The sequence below is a fragment of the Pseudonocardia charpentierae genome, from assembly GCF_031845345.1.
Lineage (GTDB): Bacteria > Actinomycetota > Actinomycetes > Mycobacteriales > Pseudonocardiaceae > Pseudonocardia > Pseudonocardia charpentierae.
In genome coordinates, this window is the sequence record NZ_JAVREJ010000026.1 from 14,765 (window position 1) to 34,235 (window position 19,471).

Sequence of the window (19,471 nt, forward strand, 5' to 3'; positions counted from 1 at the left end):
CGTCTTTGCACGTCAGGTACTCGCGTAGGGCAAAGTTGGCAGCTGTAGGATGATCAGCTCTCGATCTTGCCGCAGCCAGTAGGCTGTGACCGACGTCGCAGCATCGCGCTGATTCAGTTTACGAGTCAGAGCTCGTGTGGTCCTCTCTGACGCGCCGTCCCTGTCTATAAAGAATCGCACTCCGACGGCCGCTCCAGCGCTGTCTACGGTGATCCAGTGGCCTCACGGACAGGCCTTGATCGTCTTGCCGATGTTGGTCGGTAAGCTAATGCTCGTGGCTGATCGCCTATGCCTGATGAATACATAGAGACTTCATTCGAATCCGTATCAACAGGTCGGTTTGATGCTTCGACTTGAGTAGGCGTGTCGTGACCGAGCGGGGGCCGACATTGGTCGTTGACATGCGGTCAACGGGCCAGGATCGTCGACGTCATCCCGAGGTTGCGGTTCCCACGGCCGCATCGCGGCCGACAACAGCAAGGGGCAACACCATGAGGGGACACCGTCGTGCCCACCGAGGGGTCCTCGTCGGCCTGGCCATCACGACCGTCCTGTTGAGCGCTTGCGGACCGAGTACCTCGACAGCGCCCACCGGTGCGCAACCCGGAACCATGAGCGCGACCGGCTCCCCAGCGGTTGGCGGCTCCCGATACGAGGTAGGTCCGTGCCCGAACCCGATCGTGGAGGGCGTGCCGCAGATTGACCTCGGCCCCGACTTCGAATGCGGCTCGCTCATCGCACCGGAGAACCGAGCGAAGCCGGACGGTCGTACCGTCAGGATCCCGGTCGCGCGTGCCAAGGCCACATCGTCCAATCCCGCTCCCGACCCCCTCGTCTACCTGGCGGGAGGCCCGGGTGGGACCGGGCTTGCCTCAGCCGTCGCCCGCGTCCGGGCCGGATGGAACGCCGACCGCGATGTGATCTTCATCGATCAGAGAGGAGCGCTCAAGGCGCAGCCGTTGCTCGCTTGCCCCGAAATCGACGCCTTCTACGCGGTGGCAGTGACCCTCGCTCCCACCGGTCCTGAGTTCGCCGCCCGCAGCGCAGCCGCCACGCAGGCCTGCCACGACCGCCTGATGGCCGAGGGGTGGGACCTGTCTGCCTACAACACCACGGAGAACGCGGCCGACGTCGCCGACCTGCGGGTCGCACTCGGCCTCCCGGAGTGGAACCTCTATGGCGTCTCCTACGGCACCGACCTCGTGCTGCAGACCCTGCGCGATCACCCGGACGGAATCCGCAGCGTCGTGCTCGACTCAGTCGTGCCACCGCAACTCAACCTGCTCGATGGTTTCTGGCCCAACGCCGCTGCCGGTTACCGGGCGTTGTTCGACGGCTGCGCCGCCGACGCTGCCTGCCATACCGCGTTCCCGGATGTCGAAAGCGAGTTCCGAACGCTGGTTAACCAGCTGACCGCCCAGCCGCGCACCATCCCGATCACCGACCCGACGAGCGGTCAGAACATCAACGTTGTCTTCGACGGCTACACCCTGGCCAACCTGATCGTGCTCGGCAGTCTCAGCCCGGGTGACCTGTCCACGGTGCCGGCATGGGTCCACAACCTGGCCACTGGCGACGGCACGCAGGCGGCCGCCGCTCTGCTCGACACCCGGCCGCCGGCCGGGCTTACCGGCTATGGCCTGCAGTTTGGTGTGGTATGCCGGGAATGGGCACCGTTCACCAGTCCGGACCGCGTCCAGGCAGAGGCAAAGAAGGCGTTGCCCGATTTCCCCGACGCCGTGCTCGCACTAGTCCCTCAAGTCCCGACCATTTTCCGCGACTGCGGCATCTGGAACGTGCCCCCCGCCGATGCGTCGCTCAGGACGCAGACCCGCAGTAACGTCCCGGCGCTCCTGCTCACAGGCAGCTTCGACGCCATCACCCCGGCCAACTGGGCCGAAGCCGCCGCGTCCGGGCTCGCGAACTCACGCGTCCTGGTCTTCCCGGGAGCCGCGCACGACGTGCTCATCTGGTCCCCGGACTGCGCAGTCACCATCATGCGGAACTTCCTCAACCAGCCCCAAAGTGCCTACGACGACAGCTGCCTGCGGTCGGTGACAGCGCCGCCCTTCAAGACCGCGTAAATATGGGGATGCGGACTCGGCGGCACGGCAGACCGCGTCTCCTTCGCGCGCCCTCAATACGGGCATCAACCAATGGCGACACGAGAGCGGCCCCGCGAGTCGCCGCAACTGGGCGGTTGTCACGTTCAACGACACGGCCATTTAGCTGTCCTGTCAAGTTGAGGTGTCCCGGTGGCACGTGCGCGGCGAGGAGGCGACGCGCTCCGTTTCCAGTCGCGACGAGCCGATGTGCTTACACCTGGTTCCAGAACTCCGCACCGGTTCATCTCGCGGCGGTACGACGGCCCGGTTTCGTGCTGTCGGGACCGAAGCGGCTCCTCTTGCTGCACCCTCGATACATCGGCGACGACCACTGCCTGCATGGACGAGTTGGGCCGCGATGGGTGGCTGCTCGAGCCGCGCAGGAGAAGCGGGGACGGGGACATGGAGATGGCGGGTGGAGCGAGGACCGCTGCCGCGGTTGCGGCGTGTGCACTGCTCCTCACGTCGGCCTGCTCGACCGACTCGGTCCGAGGCTCGGCCGCCGACAGTACGCCGTCGCTATCCTCGACTGCTTCGCCAGCCGCCGGGCCCGAGCCGTTCGCCCATTCAGTAGACGTCGCAGGTCGGACGATCTACATCGACTGTCGTGGCCCCGCCACCCCGGGCGAGCCGACAGTGGTCCTCGTCTCCGGTTACCACGACTCCTCCGACGTCTGGAACAGCACCGACGTGCTGACACTGGCCCCACCCCCGGCGGGGCCACCGGTACAGGACGCGCTCGCGAACTCCCACTCGCCGTGCTTACCAAGACCGAGCCGTTCGCCGGTCTCTCCGACCTCCCGGGACTGCCCGCGTCCCTGCTCAACGACGAGTACCAGCGCGCGCAAGGCAGCTTCGTGACTCTGGCGCCCACGACCCCGCACCTCATCGCTACTGGCAGCGGCCACTACATTCAGTTCTCCCAACCGGACCTGATCACGCACGCGGCCGAGCTGGTTCTCGATCGAGTTCGGTGACCAGGACTGGATCCGGTGCAACTGGTCCGACCTGGCGGCCGTTGGCTGCGCCGTCGGGGTCGTCGGGGGCCGCCCGCGGCCGGTGACCGATCGTTCGCTGACGGAGGCTACCCCAACTTGATCGTCTTTCTTTCGCCGATCGGCGGTCGCCTGCTCCTCCGGTGGCGAGCAAGACTGGATCCATGACCTCGACAGCTTCCCCGGCCATGCAGAAGGCCGACCTGGACACCGTGTCGCCCAACGTCCATGGCCTGATCAGCAAGCAGACCGCCGAACTCGACGGTGTCTCCGTCACTCGGGTGCGCTTCGACGTCGGAGCCCAGTGGTCGAACGACCTAAAAGACTACGCGGGAACGCAGAGCTGCGAGCTGCCGCACGTCGCGCTCGTGCTCAGTGGGCGCCTGCATGTCGTAATGGACGACGGCAGCGAGGAGGAGTTCGGCCCGAACCAAGTGATGCTGCTGCCGCCCGGTCACGATGCCTGGACCGTCGGCGGCGAGCCGTGCATCTTCGTGGAGTTCTCCCGAGGCAACGACTACTACAGCTGACTGACCCAGACCTGTGCCCCGTCAGCCCCGCCCGGCCGGGAAATGCGGGCGGCTCCCCAGATCAGGGCCACCTACGACCTGGGCAACGTGCAGCTGCGTCTCGCCCGCCCGCTCGCCGAGGATTTGCGACGGCCCCTGGGAGAAACCCGCCCGGCCGGCCCGCCTGACCCCGGCCCGGGCCCGCCGCGGCTTCTCCGAGCCTCCGCCCGACCACCGCCCTCCTGGCCAAGGCGCCGAAACCCAGCCGACCCGGCCCCGGACGCCCACCCGGCTCCCACAACCGGCAGCCCGCACCCCGCTACGACGTCGGCAAGACCGTCAAACGCCACATGACCATCACCGCGCATCAGAAGCGGTCGGGTTAAAGATCAAGCTTAGAAGGTCCCGGTCTGGGTTTGAAGCCCTCCGGGGGCCCCGCAGTCCAGGGTCCGAGGTCGGGCCGCATCCGTCGAACCTGGCCACAGTCCGCTACATGGGGTGTGTGGGCTGCGGTGGTGGTCGCAGGGTTCGGGCCATCGGCAGATAGCGACGCGATACGGGCCGGGTGCCTCGTCGTGCGTTGCCGCCCGCTTTCCGCGCTGCCGCCCGTTTCGGCTTGGAGCTGGGGCTTCCGCTGCCTCGTATCATTCGGGTACCGGGACTCAGCTGCGCAGCCTGGGGAGAGGGTCCGTGACCACACCGCGCTCGGAGCGCACTGAGTACGTTCGTCTCACGCTGCCGGCCGAACCCGCGCAGCTCGGCCGGTTGCGGCACGCGATGCACGAGTACCTCCGGCCGCTTCCGCTGTCGCGGGACCGCCGCGACGAGGTCGTTCTGGCCGTCGGCGAGGCGGCGGCGAACGCGGTCGAACACGCCTATCAACATCAGCCGGAGCCCGGGGTCATCGACGTGACGTACTGGGTCGAGTCCGACGCGCTGTGCGTCGAGATCCGCGACCAGGGCCGCTGGCGCGAACCGCCGCCCGGGCCGCGACCACGCGGGCAGGGCCTGGGCCTGGTGCTGATGCGTCGATTCATCGACTGCGTGCTGATCCACCACGATCACCGCGGCACCAACGTGCTGCTGCGCCATCCCATGCGCAGCCCCGCCCCGGACCGCTCGCCGAGCCCACCCACCCGTGGTGCCCGGCCCGCGGGGGCCCACCGCGCCTGACCCGCGCTCGCACCCGCGAGACACCCGAGGCGAGCGAGGACAGCACCTGCGATGCCGGCCGCGCACCGCTACTTTTGGCGAGCTGTTTCCGGGACTGGAACCAAGCGGCCGATGAAGCGCCCGCCCTGCCCAGGCCACTGCGCCGGCGTCGACGAAGCAACGCCGCGGCTCCCGCCGAATATCCCCCGCCCACCGACCTGTACCGGACGGTGCACTCGGTGTTGGCTGTCCGCGTGGACGAGCGTCGGATGCGGCCCGCGGGCGGGGACGGCGCGGCATCACCCCGACGAGACGACGAACCTGCGACCGAGGTCGTCGTCGAGGTCGAGCGCTGCGGTGACACAGTCCGTATCACCATCACCGGTGAGGTCGACTTGGCGAACGCCGCGGTCGCCGAGCAGCAGATCCTGGCGGCGATCACCGGAGAACCCGCCGCGGTCACACTCGATCTCACCGGCCTGCGTTACATCGACAGCGCCGGCCTGTGGGTGCTGTACCGGCTCGGTACACATCTGAAGGCGCTTCAGATTGCCGGCGAGCTCCTCATCCCCGGCGACGGTCCGGTCCGGCGGATGGTCGAGACCGCCGGCGTCGCCGCCGCCATCCCGGTGCGAACCTGTCGGTCATGAAGGCCAGCGGGGTCCACCAGCTACCGCCGGGACCACCCGTCGCGGCCGTTCACCCCGACCGGCCCACGCTGAGCCGATACGCCCGCTCCCCGCGGACGCCCCTGCGTCGCCGTCCATCCCGGCGCTGACGGTGGGCGGTCGAGGTCCACGATGCCGGCCCGGTGGCGGGACACGCCGTTTGGTTCGTCCAGCGGTCGTTCGACTTCTGCCGAAGGCGCTCGACGTGGCCAACTTCAAGAATCTGGCCCGAGTACCCAAAGGCCTTGGTCGTCGGGGGACCAGCCGGGTTTGCGGTGCCGTTTGCGCTCGACGTCGCAGCGTGAGCGCATCTCAGGGGGCAAGGCCGCGGGCGGGGCGGCCAAGTAGCCCCGGCGTCAAGCACACGGTCGAGGGCGGGACACGACCAAGCTCGCGGTGGCGCGCCAAGGCTGGGCCGCTGAGACCGGCGGTCAAGTGTTACGAGATCGCCGTCCTGACAGCCGCGAACTAGGGGGATCCTGGAGAAGGTCAACGGCATCCTGCGGTTGACGCTGGCCTAGGAGGCTGCGATGCGCGCGTTCATCGGTCCCGCTGTCCTGTTCGTCGTCGGCCTGCTGGCGTGGTTGTTCCTCGCCCCCCGGGTCGGCGACGGCACCCTCGCGATGCTGCTCATGTGGGGTGGCATCATCGCCGCGATCGCCGCACTGGCGTGGGCGGTGTACATCGCGACGCAGACGCGGGGCCGACGGTCACGGATCTGACCCGGGTCGAAAAGGCCCTTTCCCTCCTCGTCCTGCCAAATTTTGCGGATCGGCCCGGCTCTTCCGGGCGAGTGCGCGGCGCCCGCAACGTCCGCGCGGCGCATCGAAGCGAGGGTCGAAACCTGCGGCTCGCTGCGGACGACGAGGTCGACACGTCCGCCGGCCGCCAGCCGGCGGCCAGAATACGTCGTTCGGGCAAGGGCTAGGTTCGATCCCCAACATCCCCAACATCCACGCGGTCGACCTTGCGGTGGAACCGCATCCCGGCCAGTCCGCCGAGCACGGCCCCAGCGAGGGCGGCGGCGAGCGCGAGCAGGGCGGTGACCACCCCACCGCTGGTCAGCTGATCCCCGCCGATCGGGAGCCGGGGCAGACCGCCGAGGTCGGTCAGCGCGTCGAGCCGGGCGCCCGCGATCGCCGCTAAGATCGCGACGGCCGCCGCGGCGAGGACCGCCCATACCCAGACGGCCACGCCCTGCTTGACGCCGCTGAACCGGCCGTCCGCCCCGCCACGTAACCGCCGCAGTAATAGGCCAGGAATAGGATCACCAGCGGTACAACGGCTTCGACGAGGCCGTTAGTCTCCGCCGTGGTGGCAGGATTCTGCGCCACCTGTCCCGCCTGCCGTTGACCTGCACAGGATGGGATTCGACGACATGGGGCATCACTCGACATCATCATCTCCCGGCGACTCATAATCTCCCTGATCGCGGAGCGGGTCGCACGGCGCGGTCTGAGGCTGCCTTCGGCCACATCGTCTTCCCGGTGTCGTGCTCCTGCCTGCTCACCGAAGCGCCGTCGCGTTCACCAGTTGCAACCCAGCGGTACGCCCGTGCCACCGCGGGAGTCGGCACCGCCGGTGCTGACCCCGGCAGCGCATCGTCGGCCGCGACATCGCATCGTCGGCCGCGACATACAGCGTCCTTGCCCGGAGCTCCACCAACAGCCAGAAGGCTGTGTAGGCGATGAACCTCACGAGCGTGGGATGGCGGTCGAGCTCGGCCGCGGAAAGCAGAAGCCGCCTTCAAGATCTCATTGGTCCGGCGCAGCTTGGCCACCTCATACTTGAGTCGCTTGCCTGAGACGCAGATCAAAGCGCTGCCCGGTCGATAGATCGGGTAGCGGCTCGCGTCCTACTCCATCCTCCAGGTTCTGCCTCGAGCTCGATGTCGCAGACGAATTGCCGCACGACGTCGACGTCCCCCAAATGGCGAGGCTCTCTGACGCGAGCGCGATCTCGCGGCAATGCTCATCCGCTCGGCGGCCATGGCGATGATCTCCTCGACGTCGGCGTTAGTTGAGGGTATTCAAATCGATCGCCTCTTTGTGGAAGTCGAAGCCGTCGGGCGGAACGGCGTGTACCGAGTTTAGCCAACCCACGCGATGTCGTGGCCGACATTGCAGTTTACCGTCAAGCATGAGGGCAACATAGCAGCCGTAATCAATAGCAAACCCGTCATAGAGGGTTCCGGGCTGCTCTCGGTCCACGATGCCTCGACGCAGCACATGGAGTAGCCGTGCGTCGTATAGCGTATCGATCACCTGGTGTGCCGCGCTGGTGGTGTGCTCGAGAAGAAAGGTGCGGGACCGACGTTTGCCCACCACCTCGTTCACGAGCTTGCTCAAGATGATTCTAGCTTCTTCATCACTATCTATGGCAGCCTGCTTGTCCCGAAGATACCAGTCACGTGCCGCTCTGCGAATGTGTAGCGGCTCTACGGGGTCTTCATGAGCGAGTTGAGCCGCGAGTGCGGCAATATTGATCGCATCTCGGGGTACGCCCTCGGCTGCACGGACTAGTTCTAAGAACGCATCTCCCCGGAAGGCTTCCGAGATAAATTGTGCGGCATCGCACGGCGGATCGACCAGTCTGCGAAGCATTGCATGAGAATGGTTGTAAAATAGCTGGGCGAAGAAGTCTTGCGCTCCCTTCCCTTCGTCGCTGAAGACCATCGCGTCATCCAGGCTGACGGCTGTCGCAGCGTCGGCTCCAAGCTCGATCCCAACGTAATCTCCTGGTGCCGTTGGTATACTAAATCTGCAGCGACGCTCGATCGCGGCAATCTTCACCGTTATCTTCGATACTGGTAAAACACTCCGTCTTAGTAGGTCGGCCAGTAATGGTTGAAGATCAAGCGGTATACTGCTCCATTCGTCCAAAAGAAGCCACAGTCTTCGTGTGCCGAGCGCTCGACTGATTGCGCGAAGCGCGCGGTTGAGCGGCCCAAACACAATGTGAAGCTGCTCAATGCCGGTGCGGCGCAATCGGCTCTGAGCGGACGTCGACGTGTTATCTTCAGACGTAAGCTTCGCTGAGGGGCCACCGCTCAGCTCCAAGCCGAACTTCGACTGCCTCGTATCTCCCACTGTAGTCTCGCGCTCGACCTCGCCCACCACCTCAACGGTCGTGGCTGCTTCGGCAAGCGCATCAAGTGACTGCAGCAGGTCGTCTGCCTGCTCAAGCGCGAACGCAAACAACTCGTCGTGAATAGTCTCCAAAACGTCCACGAGTAACTGAGTCCCTCGTATTGAAGCACTCATATCGCCAATCGCGTATGTTCCACCGGTCGAGCCGATTGTCCGCAAGTCGACATAGATGGACACATCGCCGGTGCGCTCAACCAGGTCGCTTAGGTGCTGTAGTGCGTGAGTCTTGCCGGTACCGCGCCGACCGTACAAAATTTGGTGATCAGTCGAGTGCAGCATCGCCGAAAACGACCCCGCGTTCACGTAAGTCGCGGCGAGAGTACTGCGGTCAGTGTTCTCGGCTCGCCGAGGGATCCGCATGAACGACTGGTTCAGATGTCGCTGTCGCATACTGTCCATCAGGTCTCAGTCTGTCAAACGATTGGATGGTCCGCCAGGCCGAATCTTCTATCCCGCACGTGATGGCGATCAAGACCGGTCAGAGCCGGTGCCCGACACATGACTTGTCGGACGGGGACGACGGTTCGGCCCGAGTGTCGCGCGTCAAGATTGTTGACGGGGCCCCTTTCCTGCGTGCCTAACCTGTGGGTGCCGAAAACGGGGCACAGGTCACGCGACCTGCTGATACTCGTGGAGCAGTCCACCGAGCCGGTCGCGTCGTCGGATGATGTTCGTCTCGCTCCTCGTCCGCTGGGAAGTGGTCGTAGGGGAGCGGCTGGCACAGCGCGCGGTGTGGCCGATGGCTGTTGTAGTGGTGCTGATACTCGCCGAGCAGTGCAGCCGCATTACGCGTCACGACCCAACGAGGGCCCGGCCACCCGGATGAAGCCGTCGACCGGTCAGTGCGACGCTCCAACCGACCACGGCTCGGTGACTCCGTCGATCTCCAACCGCAGCTCGGGCTCACTGTCCGCGAAGGTGACCTCGTGCGAGCGCAGCGAGCCGAGGTCCGGCAGCACCTGGTTGCGGATCGTCGCCCGCCGGATTCCTCGGGCCCCGCCGGGTTGCTGCAGGAATGCCGGGTCGAAGCGGTCGCGCGGTCTGGGGGTGGGGACGCCGTCGGACTCCCCCACCGCGACGAAGGGAAGCTCCGGGCGGTCCAGGGCGGCACGCAGCAGGAGCAGCGACGGGCCGCCCGCGGGGACGACGTAGCCGGCGAAGCGCGCGCGGTCCTGCTCCGGGACCACACCGCGCAGGACGACGCCGAACGGGCAGGCACCCGCCCGGCGCGCACAGCGCGGTCCGAACCGGAGACCGGTGCGCTCGTGCGCGTCCGCGTCGTCGATCCAGACCAGCTCCACGTAGTTGTCCGGGAAGACCACTCGACGGTTGCGCGTGCCCTGGCCGGTGTGCCGCTGCCCCGGCTCGTAGGTACAGCCCGGGAACCATCCTGGCTCGATCGCATCGGGGTCCGGCACGAACACCATCACGTGGTCCAGCTCGAGCCTCATGCGCTTCAGGGTGCCCCACCGCACCTGCGCCGGTCGGCCGGAGGCCGACACGCACTCGGCCGGCTCGGTGAACACCGGCAGGTGGTCGAGCGTGGAGGAGGCGGAGCAGCTCGGCGACGCAGGCGGCATCGAGAGTGCGGTCGGAGTAGCCGAGCCGCCGCTCCCCGCCCCTAGCATCGTGTCGTGCCCGCCGCCCTCGCCGGTTTCCTCGCCCTTGCCGCCGCAATGGGCATCGGCCGGTTCGCGTTCACCCCGGTACTGCCGCTGATGCAGCAGCAGCTCGGCCTGTCGCTGACTGCGGGTGGCGTCCTGGCGGCCGCGAACTACGCCGGCTACCTGGCAGGCGCGCTGGCCTGCACGCTCGGGCGGCCGCAGCCGAAGGTGCTGGTGCGCGCCGGGCTCGCCGCGGTGGCGGTGCTCACCGCCGCGATGGCCCTGCTGCCGAACTTCACCGGCTGGGTGGTACTGCGATTCGGCGCCGGGGTCGCGAGCGCGGCGGTGTTCGTGGGGGTCTCGTCGCTCACGGTCGCCGCCGGCAGCTACGCCGGCGTCGGTGCCGGCATCGCGGTGGCCGGGCTGCTGGTCCTGGTGGTGGGGCAGTTGGCCGGGTCCCGGCCGAGGCGTGGATCGCGCTCGGGGTCCTCGCTGCGGTGCTGACCGTGGCCGCGTGGCGGCCGGCGAGCGGGCCGCCGCTGCGCCCCGATCCGCCGGATGTCGAGCCGCTGCCCTCGCCGGGCCGGCCCGACATCGCCGTGACACCGCGCCGGCTCGTCGTCTGCTACGGCGCCCTGGGCCTGGGCTACATCCTGCCCGCCACGTTCCTGCCCGCTGCGGCTCGGGCGCTGGTACCCGACCCGGCCGTGTTCGGGTGGGCCTGGCCGGTCTTCGGTGTCGCCGCCGCCGTCTCGACCCTGGCCGCGGGGCCACTGCTGCGCCGACACGGCCCGCTGCGGGTCTGGGCGCTGGCCCAGGCGGTGATGGCCGTCGGCGTGCTGGCGCCGGTGTTGCGACCCGGCCTGCCCGGGGTCGTGGTCGCGGCGGTGACCGTCGGCGGCACCTTCATGGTCGTCACCCTGGCCGCGATGCGGGCCGCGCGCGAACTCACCGCCAGCGGCACCCGACTTGTCGCCGCGATGACGACCGCGTTCGCGGTCGGGCAGCTCGTCGGCCCCCTGCTGGTCCGCAGCGATGACCTCACGGTTCCCAGCTTGGTCGCTGCCGCGGTCTTGCTCGTCACCGCCGCCACCCTCGCGCGTCGACCGGAAGGACACCACCGTCATGACGACCCTGCCCGCGGAACGGATGCCCCCGCTGCCGCCAGAGACGTTGGATCCCGCCCAGCGGGCCGCCGCCGACGAGCTGATCGCCGGTCCGCGCAAGGCGGTGCGGGGGCCGTTCATTCCGCTGATGCGCAGCCCCGAGCTGCTGACCCGCGTGCAGAAGGTCGGTGAGACGCTGCGCTTCCACAGCGTGCTGCCGGCCCGCCTCACCGAGCTCGCCACGCTCGTGGTCGCCCGCGTCTGGACCCAACAGTTCGAGTGGTGCGTCCATGCCCCGCTCGCCGTGGCGGCCGGCGTCGCCCCCGAGACCGTCGAGGCGCTGCGCCACGGCCGGCGCCCGCCCACGCTGCCCGACGATGAGCGCCGGGTCGTCGACCTCGTGCACGAGCTGCTTGCCCACCACGGACTTAGCGACGCCACCTACGAGGACGCCGTGGCCGCTCTGGGTGAGCGCGGCGTCGTCGAACTGGTCGGTCTCATCGGCTACTTCACCATGCTGTCCATGGTCCTCAACGTGGCACGTACGCCGCCCGACGCCACGGACGTGCCGTTGCTGCCACTCCTGCCGGCATAGGCGAGGAGCACTTCGCCGGGATGATCCGGCTCGGTCAGCTGCTGGGGGGCAGCGCGCAAGAGTCAGTGATTGAGGAACGACTGATCGCGGCCGCGACCTGACTCGTTTCTCCTGGTTCCAGCGTCGTGCGAGCGCGATCTGACGCCATGCGGTGGCGCGGGTGGCGTGTTCGACGGCGGCCGCAGCGGCTGCGAACGCGCAGAGGCCGAGGAGCGCCACGAAGATGGCGAGGAGCAGGGTCGTGTTCATCGACGATCCGTTCGTCGGGTGTGCAGGGCCATGGCCGGAAGGCCGAGGAGAACGTTGCGGGCGAAGGCGAGGCGTTCGTGGATGGTCGTGCAGGCGTGGAGTTCGCCGTCCCAGTCCTGTCGCCACCGGTCGCGGCAGTGCGGCGGTAGGGCAATCGCGCCGACGTGAAGGGTGTGGCGCAGTGCGGTCGTGCTCAGCGGATGCTTCGTGTGGACGTGCCGCCGCGGTTGCGACGTGTGGCTTCGTCGACTGATCGCAGGGTCGCGTAGGACAATCTGTCGAGTTCGAGGCCGAGTTCGACCATGCCGAGGGACCGGGCTATCGGCGCGACGAGTTCGCGGGTCTGCTCCGCCTTCTGCCGCTGTGATGCGAGGGTCAGGTGCCGGATGGTGCGCATGTTGTGCAGGCGGTCGGCGACTTTGACCTGCAGTGCGCGCCGGTCGGCTTGCCGCAGTCCGGGGCTGTGAGGGTGTCGGTCGAGCCCGGTGTAGCCGAGGAGGAGGCCGGCGACGACGTCGCCGAACTGTGCGCGCAGCTCGGGGACAGATCGTGGGCTCTTGGCGTCGGGAACGTCGTGCAGCACCGCGGTGACCACGGTTTCGGGTGCCGCGCCCTGTTCGGTGAGGATGAGTGCGACCTCGACGGGGTGGGTGATGTAGGGGTCTCCGCTGCGGCGTTGCTCGTCGCGGTGCGCCTGTTGGGCGACGACCAGGGCGCGGCCGATGGCGTCGAGAACCTCGGGACCGTGTGCGCGTGCCCAGTCGAGGAGCCGCAGGGTGGGGGAGGTCATGTCGCGTACCCCGCCTTCTTGCCGAGCAGGGGCGAGCCTCGTCGCCGCCCACGGGTCGCGCGTTGCTCGGCCTGTTCGACGGTTGCTCGTGCCCGCACGGCGCCGTCGCTGGTCAGCCGGTAGTAGCGGCGTGGGGGAGTGGCCCGGTCCGGGAGGTAGTCGAGGCGGTTCTCCAGCCAGCCCCAGTCCTCGAGCCGGACGAGGATTCCGTACATGGTGCCGTGGGCGATGCCGGAGCTCTTGCTTAGCTCGAGCCCGTAGCGCTCGCGGGTGGGGTCGGCGAGCAGGGCGTGCAGGACCTGCAGGGTGGAGTCGGTCATGCGCTTATCCGACATATGTCGGACACTACGTGGAGGTGCCACTGATGTCGAGCAGTGACCCTGTATGGAGCAGTGTCGACCAGCAGGTAGCGGAGACGGCGCGGTGGCATCGCTGGCTGATGGATGCTGGAGGCCGCCATGACGTTGCAGCGGTGATCGTCGCGCTGGTGGGCACATCCCGGTTGGCATCTGAGGCACTGCACGTAGGGCAGCTTGGAGCTACGGCGTCTTGCCGGCTCCCTATGACAGCAACGCTGACCGCAACGGCCCCGGATTCGACGAGATGTGCCGACGTCTGCCGAGTCAGTCTCTGCAGCTCAGCGCATTGATACAGCGCTTGGCAGACGCTGAGGCCGAGCCTGGGGGCCAAGGGGTCGCAGGTTCAGATCCTGTCGTCCCGACACGGCGAACGAGGGCGATACTCGGTCGTCGAGGGCCGCCCTCAGTGCTTTTGACCAACGCTTTCGTCCGTGGCGCTCCGCCACGAGCTGCGCCCGGTGCTCCACCGCCCCTACCCGGACACCAGTGCCAGCTCTGCGGCCCCGAGCGCCTTGCCGAGCTTCTGGTACTCCCGCCGGGTGGCGTGCATCAGGTGTTCCATGCGCACCACCTTCCCGTCCGCAGCGGCGAGGAACGACGCGGCCAAGGCGATGTTGCGGATGTTGCCGCCGCTGAGGGGGAACCGGCGGGCCAGCAGGTCGAGGTCCACGCAGGACGCACGGGGCACCTCCGGCCAGACGACCTCCCAGAGACGTCGCCGGTGCGCCTCGTCGGGGAACGGGAACGCGACACTGAACGCCAGCCGCCGCAGCAGGGCCTCGTCGAGGTGCTGGTGCAGGTTGGTGGCGAGGATGGCGACGCCGTCGAACTGCTCGATGCGCTGGAGCAAGAAGCTGATCTCGATGTTGGCGTAGCGATCGTGGCTGTCGCGCACCTCGGAGCGCTTGCCGAACAGGGCGTCCGCCTCGTCGAAGAAGAGGACGGCGTCGGTGTCGCGGGCTGCGTCGAAGATCCGGGCGAGGTTCTTCTCGGTCTCGCCGACGTACTTGTCTACCACCCGCGACAGGTCGATCGCGTAGAGGTCCAGGCCCAGCTCGCCGGCAACGATCTGCGCCGCGGTGGTCTTGCCGGTGCCCGAGCCGCCGGTGAACAGCACGCTCGTGCCCAGCCCGGGGGTGCCGCCGCGGTCGAAGCCCCAGCCGTTCACCACCTGCTCCCGGTGCCGGGCGCGGTCGCAGACCTCCCGCAGCTGCGCGGTGGGGTCCGGCGGCAGGACCAGGTCCGCCCAGCCGGCCCGCGGGCGGATGCGGCGGGCCAACACGGCCAGGGCGTGCCCCGACCGATCGCGGGCGGCGGCCGAGACGTCGGCGAGCCGCGCGGCCGGCGCGCCGCGCAGGGCGGCGGTCGGGCCGGCGGCCGCGGCGGCGTCGTCGATCTGGGCGACGTCGAGGTGGAAGCGCGTGGCGAGCGTGTCCAGCTCGTCCGCGGGCAGGTCGACGCCGTGGCGCGCGAGTGCCGCCGTCCAGCACGCCCGGCGCGTCGCGGCCCCCGGCGCCGGGACCGGCACCGTCACCACACCGGCGAGGGTGTCGGCCGTCGGTGGCCAGGGCCGTGTTCCGGTCAGCAGGGTGACCCCGCCGTCGCGGGCCACCGCGTCCACCAGCAGCCGCCAGACGGCCGGATTGTCGGCCACGGCGTCGGTCCCGTCGAGCAGGAGCAGCGCGCCATGCAGCCGGGCCTCCCGGCAGGCGAGCGGCAGCAGCGCGATCTCTTCGCCCGCAGTGGCGAGGTCGACGCAGAGCAGTGGGACGCGCGCGGCCGTGGCGGCAGCGGCGGCGACGAGCCGACGGGCGCCGACGGGCGCGCCCTGCAGGTGCAGGCGCAGCGGGACAGCGCGCGCCCGGGCTTCGGTGACGAGCGCGGTCACGGCCGTGACCGCGCTCGCGTCGACTCGCGGGTCGTCCGCGGGCGCCGGAGGGAGCAGGCGGCACCAGCCCCTCAGCCTGCGGTCGACTCCGCCGACGCCGAGCAGGGCGTCGACGACCTGCGGGTCCGGCCGCACGAGGCGGGCGAGCATCGGAGCGTCAGCGTCCGGCGCGTCAAGGTGCACGAGCAGGTGGTGGAGCAGCGGCGCGTGGGGGGCGAACCGGGCCCGGCAGCGCCGCTTCTCCTCGGCCGACCCGCAGAGCAGGTCCAGCACCAGGTCGACGCTCGGCCGCCGGCGCCGCACGTCGTCCTGCAGGTAGGCGTAGACGCGCCCGTAGCGCAGGTCGACCTCCGGCGCGAGGCCGATCAGCAGGGCGTCCAGGTCGAAGGCGGTGAGCCCGTAGCCGTCGACGAGCCAGGCGAGCCCGGCCGGCGGCTCGACCGTCCCGGCCGGCGAGGTCCCGAGCCGCGGGGCGCCGGCAGGCGGGCCGAAGGCGCTCGTGACGTCCTGGGCCGAGAGGTGCAGCCCCCGGAACGGGTCGCCGCCCGGCGGCCCGAGGCGCTGCTCGGCGGCGGCCACCGCGCCGAGCAGCCGCTCGTCGAGCCGGGCCCAGCAGCCGTCCAGCTCAGCCATCGCGCGGGTCCGGCGCGGCGGTGTTGGCGACCAGCGCGCGCATGACGGCCGACGGCGCCACGCCCAGTTCGGTCTGCGCGAGCTGGCGGTAGAGGTCGTACTGGCGCAGCGCCTCCCCGCGGTTGCCCTCCGCCAGGTAGGCGCGCATGACGGCGCGGTGCGCACTTTCCCGCAGGGGCTCCGCCGCGACGGCAGCGAGCCCCGCGTCGACGGCCTCCCCGAACCGGCCGACCTCGGTGAGCTGGTCGCACAGCGCCTCCAACACGTGCAGCCGTAGCTGACGGAACCGCTCGCGCTCGATGAGCACCCAGTCGTCCGGCCAGTCAGGCAGGAAGTCGCCACGGAACGACTGCGCAGGGCGGCCCATCGCCTCGCACGCGACGCGCCGCGAGAGGACGTCGTGGGCCAGCTCCTCGACCCGCTGGAGGTCGACACGGACGTGCGGGGCCAGGCACAGCGACGTGACCGTCGCGTCCACCAGCCGCAGGCCGGGCTGGTTGAGCCGCCACAGCGCCGACCGCAGGCTCGCGCAGGCGCGCCGCTCGGCGGCGTCCTGCCACAACGTGCCGGCCACGGCCGCCCGCAGTACCGGCCGGTCGTGCAGCGCCAGGAAGGCCAGCACCCGCTGGGCGCCCAGCGGCAGGCTCACCATGGTGCCCTCGTGCACGACGCGGAAGCCGCGGATGAGGCTGAGCTCGACCCGACCCACCGCGTCCGTTCCACCACGACGTGCACCTTCCGCGACGCGAGCAGAGGTAGTCATGGGGCTCCCAGCGGGCCGTGCGGTTCGACGGTGCCCGGACCCGTTCTGCCCGGTGACGGAGGTCGCCGGGCCGTCGCGGGGCCGTCAGGGGTTTCGGCCTCGAGGAACGTTCGGAGCCACTCGCCCACTGCGGTGTGGATGTCGTCCGTGCTCGCGGCGAACGTTACTGTCTCGGCAGGTCCAGTCACGTCGACCCGGTGGGTGATGCGGGCCCGCCACACCGACGGCTCGGCCTCCCACCACACCCTGATCAGCAACACGCCCGTTCGGTCGCGCCGCCCGGTGCCCCCGGTACCCAGCGTGCCCACCGACCCTCACGGTCCGAGCCGGATCACGGGCCCGGGCAGCCGCGGGTCCGCCGGGACCTCGGCGGTCATGCCGGCCGCCGTGGTGGCCCGCAGGCGGAAGCGGTCGGGATCGGCGACTGCGCCGAGCGGGAGGTCGACGACGAAGCGCCCGGTGGCGGGGTCCATGGTCGTCGTGTGCACCGCGAGCCCGCTCGCGACCTCCACCACTGTCACCGCGACGGGCGAGGTGGGCGGGCGGTCGTCGGGGCCGCGCACCTGACCGCCGAGTTGCACCCGCACATCCTGCTCGTCCGCTTCTCCCGTGCGGGGACCGGTCCGCAGGGTGAGGGTCACGGCGGCGGGCCCGCGCACGACGGGCTCGGTGAACAGCACCGGCAGCCCGACCGCCAGCTCCACCACCGGCCGCCACCGGTGGTTGGTGCCCATCGTCCCCCAGAATTCGGCCAGCTTGGCAAAACCGTCGACCGGCATCAGCTGGGTGGGCAGGTCCACGTCGCGGAACCCGTCGGGCCACGCCTCGATCGCGGCCGTGTCGGCGCCGTGGGCGTGGGTCGGGTTCACCGGCGCAGCGTCCTGCAGGACCGCGACGGCCCGGTACAGCAGGGCGTGCTCGATCGGCGTGGGCTCCACCTGCGCGGCGGCCGGGCTCCACGCGCTGATCAGGTAGCGGCACTCCAGCCAGGTCGGCGCCGGCCGGTCGACGAGCACGTCGTCGCGGACGAACCGGTGCCGCGCGGTCGAGCGCAGGTCACGGTTCTGCCGGACCTCGGCGAGGTAGACGTTCAGCGCCACCGCGGACACGCTGGCCACGGCGGCCCGCCACTCGTCGTCCGGGGGTTGGAAGCCGATCCGTCGCAGGTCGTCGTCCAGGTCGGTCAGCCCGCGCAGCAGCAGGGTGCGCAGGGCGTGGTCGAGCAGATCGATCATCGCGACGGGCTCCCCCGGTGGACGGGGGACCAGCACAGTGCACAGGCGTCACGCGGGCGCCACCGCGGCGTCACCGGGCCGGCCCCGCCGCTTGCGGCGGTGACGGGGCCGTGACGCCGCGACGACGGCGCGGCAACACGGGAGAGACGACGGGCTGCCAGGCTGCGCCCGAGTGCGGGCGGGTGACGAAGGAGAGCTGCCATGGTGAACCTCACGGCCCCCGGCGTGTACATCGACGAGAAAGTCGCCACCGGGCCGATCGCGGGGGTCGGCACGAGCGCGGTGGGGTTCCTCGGCGCCACCGCCGACGGCCCGATCGGCGAGCCCACACTGATCACCGACATGGCCCGGTTCACCGCGCGGTTTGCCGCGCCGGTCGCCACCGAGCCTGAACAGCTCAACCTGGCGCGCGCGGTGGCCGGCTTCTTCGACAACGGCGGGACAGTCGCCTTCGTCACCCGGGTCGGGACCACGGCCCTGCGCGCGTCCGCCGAGCTCAAGGGCGGCACGCCGGCGCGCACCGTGCTCAACGTCACCGCGCGCCGGGCGGGCGCCGGGGGCAACAAGATCAAGGTCGAGGTCACCCGCCCGGCCGCGGCCGACGACCCGCACTTCGCGCTGGTCGTCACCGGGCCGGTCGACGGCCAGACCGAGACGTTCGAGAACCTGTCCATGGACCCGGCCGACCCACGGTTCGTCGGCTCGGTGCTGCAGGACGCGCCGGTGGAGGTGACGCTGGCCGACCCCGACGAGCGCGACTCGCCCGCCAAGGCGGGGGCAACCGCGCTGAAGGACGGGGCGGACGCCCAGGCCGGCGACGACGCCAAGGCGTGGACCGCGGCCCTCGGCGCATTGGCCAAGGTCGACGAGGTCAGCATCGTCTGCGCGCCCGGCGTCACCACGCCCGACGTCCAGCGCGCCCTGATCGACCACTGCGAGATCACCACCCAGGACCGGTTCGCCGTGCTCGACGCCGAGAAGGGCGCGCCTGCGGCGGCGGTGCTGACGCAGCGCGCCCGGCTGGAGTCGCCGAGGGGTTTCGCCGCGCTCTACCACCCCTGGCTGTCCGTGCCGAACCCCGCGCGCCGCGGCAAGACGATCGCGGTACCCCCCTCCGGCCACGTCGCCGGGATCTTCACACGGGTGGACGCCCAGCGCGGCGTGCACAAGGCGCCGGCGAACGAGCTGGTCGCGGGCGCGCTCGGGCTCGAGGCCGTGCTCGACGACGTCGAGCACGGCCGGCTCAACGACCGCGGCGTCAACGTCCTACGGGTCTTCGCGGGCCGGTCCACCCCCACGGTCTGGGGCGCGCGCACCACCTCGAACAACACCGACTGGCGCTACGTCAACGTCCGGCGGCTGTTCCTGTTCATCGAGGAGTCCATCCAGGAGGGCATCCGCTGGGCCGTCTTCGAGCCCAACGACCTGTCGCTCTGGAAGCGCCTGGACCGCACGATCACCGAGTTCCTCACCCGGGTGTGGAGCTCGGGGGCGCTGTTCGGGGCCACCGCGGCGGAGGCCTTCTACGTCAAGGTCGACCAGTCGAACAACCCGGACCCGGAGCTCGGTCAGGTCGTCGTCGAGGTCGGGGTGGCGCCGGTGCGGCCCGCCGAGTTCGTCGTGGTCCAGATCGGGATCTGGGCCGGCGGTGGCCAGGTACAGGAAGGCTGA

General features: G+C 69.8%; 18 protein-coding genes. 10 read left to right on the forward strand and 8 right to left on the reverse strand.

The genetic code is table 11. The annotated features are described in order from the left end of the window. The first annotated feature begins 689 nt into the window (after nt 1-689). The 6 genes from RM445_RS26725 (at nt 690) to RM445_RS26750 (ending at nt 6,151) form a co-directional block, all read left to right on the forward strand. A complete protein-coding gene (locus RM445_RS26725) occupies nt 690-2,084 on the forward strand; it encodes an alpha/beta fold hydrolase (protein WP_311559624.1) in 1,395 nt (464 codons plus the stop codon). 779 nt (nt 2,085-2,863) lie between these two features. Continuing rightward, nucleotides 2,864-3,082, forward strand: a complete 219-nt coding sequence (locus RM445_RS26730; protein WP_311559625.1) for a hypothetical protein — start codon at nt 2,864-2,866, stop codon at nt 3,080-3,082. A gap of 206 nt (nt 3,083-3,288) precedes the next feature. Then, the gene (locus tag RM445_RS26735) at nt 3,289-3,630 is read left to right on the forward strand and encodes a cupin domain-containing protein (RefSeq protein WP_311559626.1); all 342 of its coding nucleotides are present in this window, start codon (nt 3,289-3,291) and stop codon (nt 3,628-3,630) included. A 669-nt stretch (nt 3,631-4,299) separates the two neighbouring features. Next, nucleotides 4,300-4,782 (forward strand): ATP-binding protein, encoded by a 483-nt coding sequence (locus RM445_RS26740; protein ID WP_311559627.1) that lies wholly within the window; start codon nt 4,300-4,302, stop codon nt 4,780-4,782. Between the two features lie 218 nt (nt 4,783-5,000). Further along, entirely contained in the window at nt 5,001-5,411 is a 411-nt protein-coding gene (locus RM445_RS26745; protein WP_311559628.1) for an STAS domain-containing protein, read from the forward strand. 548 nt (nt 5,412-5,959) lie between these two features. Further along, a complete protein-coding gene (locus tag RM445_RS26750; RefSeq protein WP_311559629.1) occupies nt 5,960-6,151 on the forward strand; it encodes a hypothetical protein in 192 nt (63 codons plus the stop codon). Between the two features lie 202 nt (nt 6,152-6,353). Here the strand turns inward: RM445_RS26750 and RM445_RS26755 are convergent, their stop codons facing one another. The 3 genes from RM445_RS26755 to RM445_RS26765 form a co-directional block, all read right to left on the reverse strand. After that, a complete protein-coding gene (locus tag RM445_RS26755) occupies nt 6,354-6,623 on the reverse strand; it encodes a hypothetical protein (protein ID WP_311559630.1) in 270 nt (89 codons plus the stop codon). Between the two features lie 821 nt (nt 6,624-7,444). Further along, nucleotides 7,445-8,977, reverse strand: coding sequence for an ORC-CDC6 family AAA ATPase (locus RM445_RS26760; protein ID WP_449619192.1), 1,533 nt, complete (start codon nt 8,975-8,977; stop codon nt 7,445-7,447). Between the two features lie 440 nt (nt 8,978-9,417). Then, a complete protein-coding gene (locus RM445_RS26765; RefSeq protein ID WP_311559632.1) occupies nt 9,418-10,029 on the reverse strand; it encodes a VOC family protein in 612 nt (203 codons plus the stop codon). A 183-nt stretch (nt 10,030-10,212) separates the two neighbouring features. Between RM445_RS26765 and RM445_RS26770 the strand changes: the two genes are divergently transcribed. From RM445_RS26770 to RM445_RS26780, 3 genes are read left to right on the forward strand one after another with little or no spacing between them, the layout of a single operon-like run. After that, nucleotides 10,213-10,686 carry a YbfB/YjiJ family MFS transporter gene (locus tag RM445_RS26770; protein ID WP_311559634.1) on the forward strand — a complete coding sequence of 158 codons (474 nt, stop codon included), beginning with the start codon at nt 10,213-10,215 and terminating at the stop codon, nt 10,684-10,686. 2 nt (nt 10,687-10,688) lie between these two features. Then, the gene (locus RM445_RS26775; protein ID WP_311559635.1) at nt 10,689-11,480 is read left to right on the forward strand and encodes a YbfB/YjiJ family MFS transporter; all 792 of its coding nucleotides are present in this window, start codon (nt 10,689-10,691) and stop codon (nt 11,478-11,480) included. After that, nucleotides 11,437-11,883 carry a carboxymuconolactone decarboxylase family protein gene (locus RM445_RS26780; RefSeq protein WP_311559636.1) on the forward strand — a complete coding sequence of 149 codons (447 nt, stop codon included), beginning with the start codon at nt 11,437-11,439 and terminating at the stop codon, nt 11,881-11,883. Before RM445_RS26775 ends, RM445_RS26780 begins: the two co-directional genes overlap by 44 nt. A gap of 442 nt (nt 11,884-12,325) precedes the next feature. On the opposite strand, the gene RM445_RS26785 is transcribed toward RM445_RS26780, so the two are convergent. The 5 genes from RM445_RS26785 to RM445_RS26805 all read right to left on the reverse strand — a co-directional run bounded on the left by RM445_RS26785 (nt 12,326) and on the right by RM445_RS26805 (nt 17,800). Then, a complete protein-coding gene (locus tag RM445_RS26785; RefSeq protein WP_311559637.1) occupies nt 12,326-12,922 on the reverse strand; it encodes an HD domain-containing protein in 597 nt (198 codons plus the stop codon). After that, nucleotides 12,919-13,242, reverse strand: a complete 324-nt coding sequence (locus tag RM445_RS26790; protein ID WP_311559638.1) for a PadR family transcriptional regulator — start codon at nt 13,240-13,242, stop codon at nt 12,919-12,921. The genes RM445_RS26785 and RM445_RS26790 overlap by 4 nt, the downstream gene beginning before the upstream one ends. 511 nt (nt 13,243-13,753) lie before the next feature. Continuing rightward, a complete protein-coding gene (locus tag RM445_RS26795; protein ID WP_311559640.1) occupies nt 13,754-15,802 on the reverse strand; it encodes an ATP-binding protein in 2,049 nt (682 codons plus the stop codon). Then, on the reverse strand, nt 15,795-16,565 hold the full coding sequence (locus RM445_RS26800) for an AfsR/SARP family transcriptional regulator (RefSeq protein ID WP_311559641.1): 771 nt from the start codon (nt 16,563-16,565) through the stop codon (nt 15,795-15,797). The genes RM445_RS26795 and RM445_RS26800 overlap by 8 nt, the downstream gene beginning before the upstream one ends. Before the next feature lie 314 nt (nt 16,566-16,879). Next, a complete protein-coding gene (locus RM445_RS26805) occupies nt 16,880-17,800 on the reverse strand; it encodes a Pvc16 family protein (RefSeq protein ID WP_311559642.1) in 921 nt (306 codons plus the stop codon). A gap of 201 nt (nt 17,801-18,001) precedes the next feature. Here RM445_RS26805 and RM445_RS26810 point away from each other — a divergent pair, with 201 nt between their 5' ends. Then, a complete protein-coding gene (locus RM445_RS26810) occupies nt 18,002-19,471 on the forward strand; it encodes a phage tail sheath family protein (RefSeq protein ID WP_311559643.1) in 1,470 nt (489 codons plus the stop codon).

Coding starts and splice junctions, on each gene's coding strand:
- RM445_RS26785 (WP_311559637.1), bottom strand. CDS start 12,922: ATGACCTCCCCCACCCTGCGGCTCCTCGACTGGGCACGCGCACACGGT.
- RM445_RS26765 (WP_311559632.1), bottom strand. CDS start 10,029: ATGAGGCTCGAGCTGGACCACGTGATGGTGTTCGTGCCGGACCCCGAT.
- RM445_RS26800 (WP_311559641.1), bottom strand. CDS start 16,565: ATGACTACCTCTGCTCGCGTCGCGGAAGGTGCACGTCGTGGTGGAACG.
- RM445_RS26810 (WP_311559643.1), top strand. CDS start 18,002: ATGGTGAACCTCACGGCCCCCGGCGTGTACATCGACGAGAAAGTCGCC.
- RM445_RS26735 (WP_311559626.1), top strand. CDS start 3,289: ATGCAGAAGGCCGACCTGGACACCGTGTCGCCCAACGTCCATGGCCTG.
- RM445_RS26760 (WP_449619192.1), bottom strand. CDS start 8,977: ATGGACAGTATGCGACAGCGACATCTGAACCAGTCGTTCATGCGGATC.
- RM445_RS26750 (WP_311559629.1), top strand. CDS start 5,960: ATGCGCGCGTTCATCGGTCCCGCTGTCCTGTTCGTCGTCGGCCTGCTG.
- RM445_RS26805 (WP_311559642.1), bottom strand. CDS start 17,800: ATGATCGATCTGCTCGACCACGCCCTGCGCACCCTGCTGCTGCGCGGG.
- RM445_RS26790 (WP_311559638.1), bottom strand. CDS start 13,242: ATGACCGACTCCACCCTGCAGGTCCTGCACGCCCTGCTCGCCGACCCC.
- RM445_RS26795 (WP_311559640.1), bottom strand. CDS start 15,802: ATGGCTGAGCTGGACGGCTGCTGGGCCCGGCTCGACGAGCGGCTGCTC.
- RM445_RS26780 (WP_311559636.1), top strand. CDS start 11,437: ATGCGCAGCCCCGAGCTGCTGACCCGCGTGCAGAAGGTCGGTGAGACG.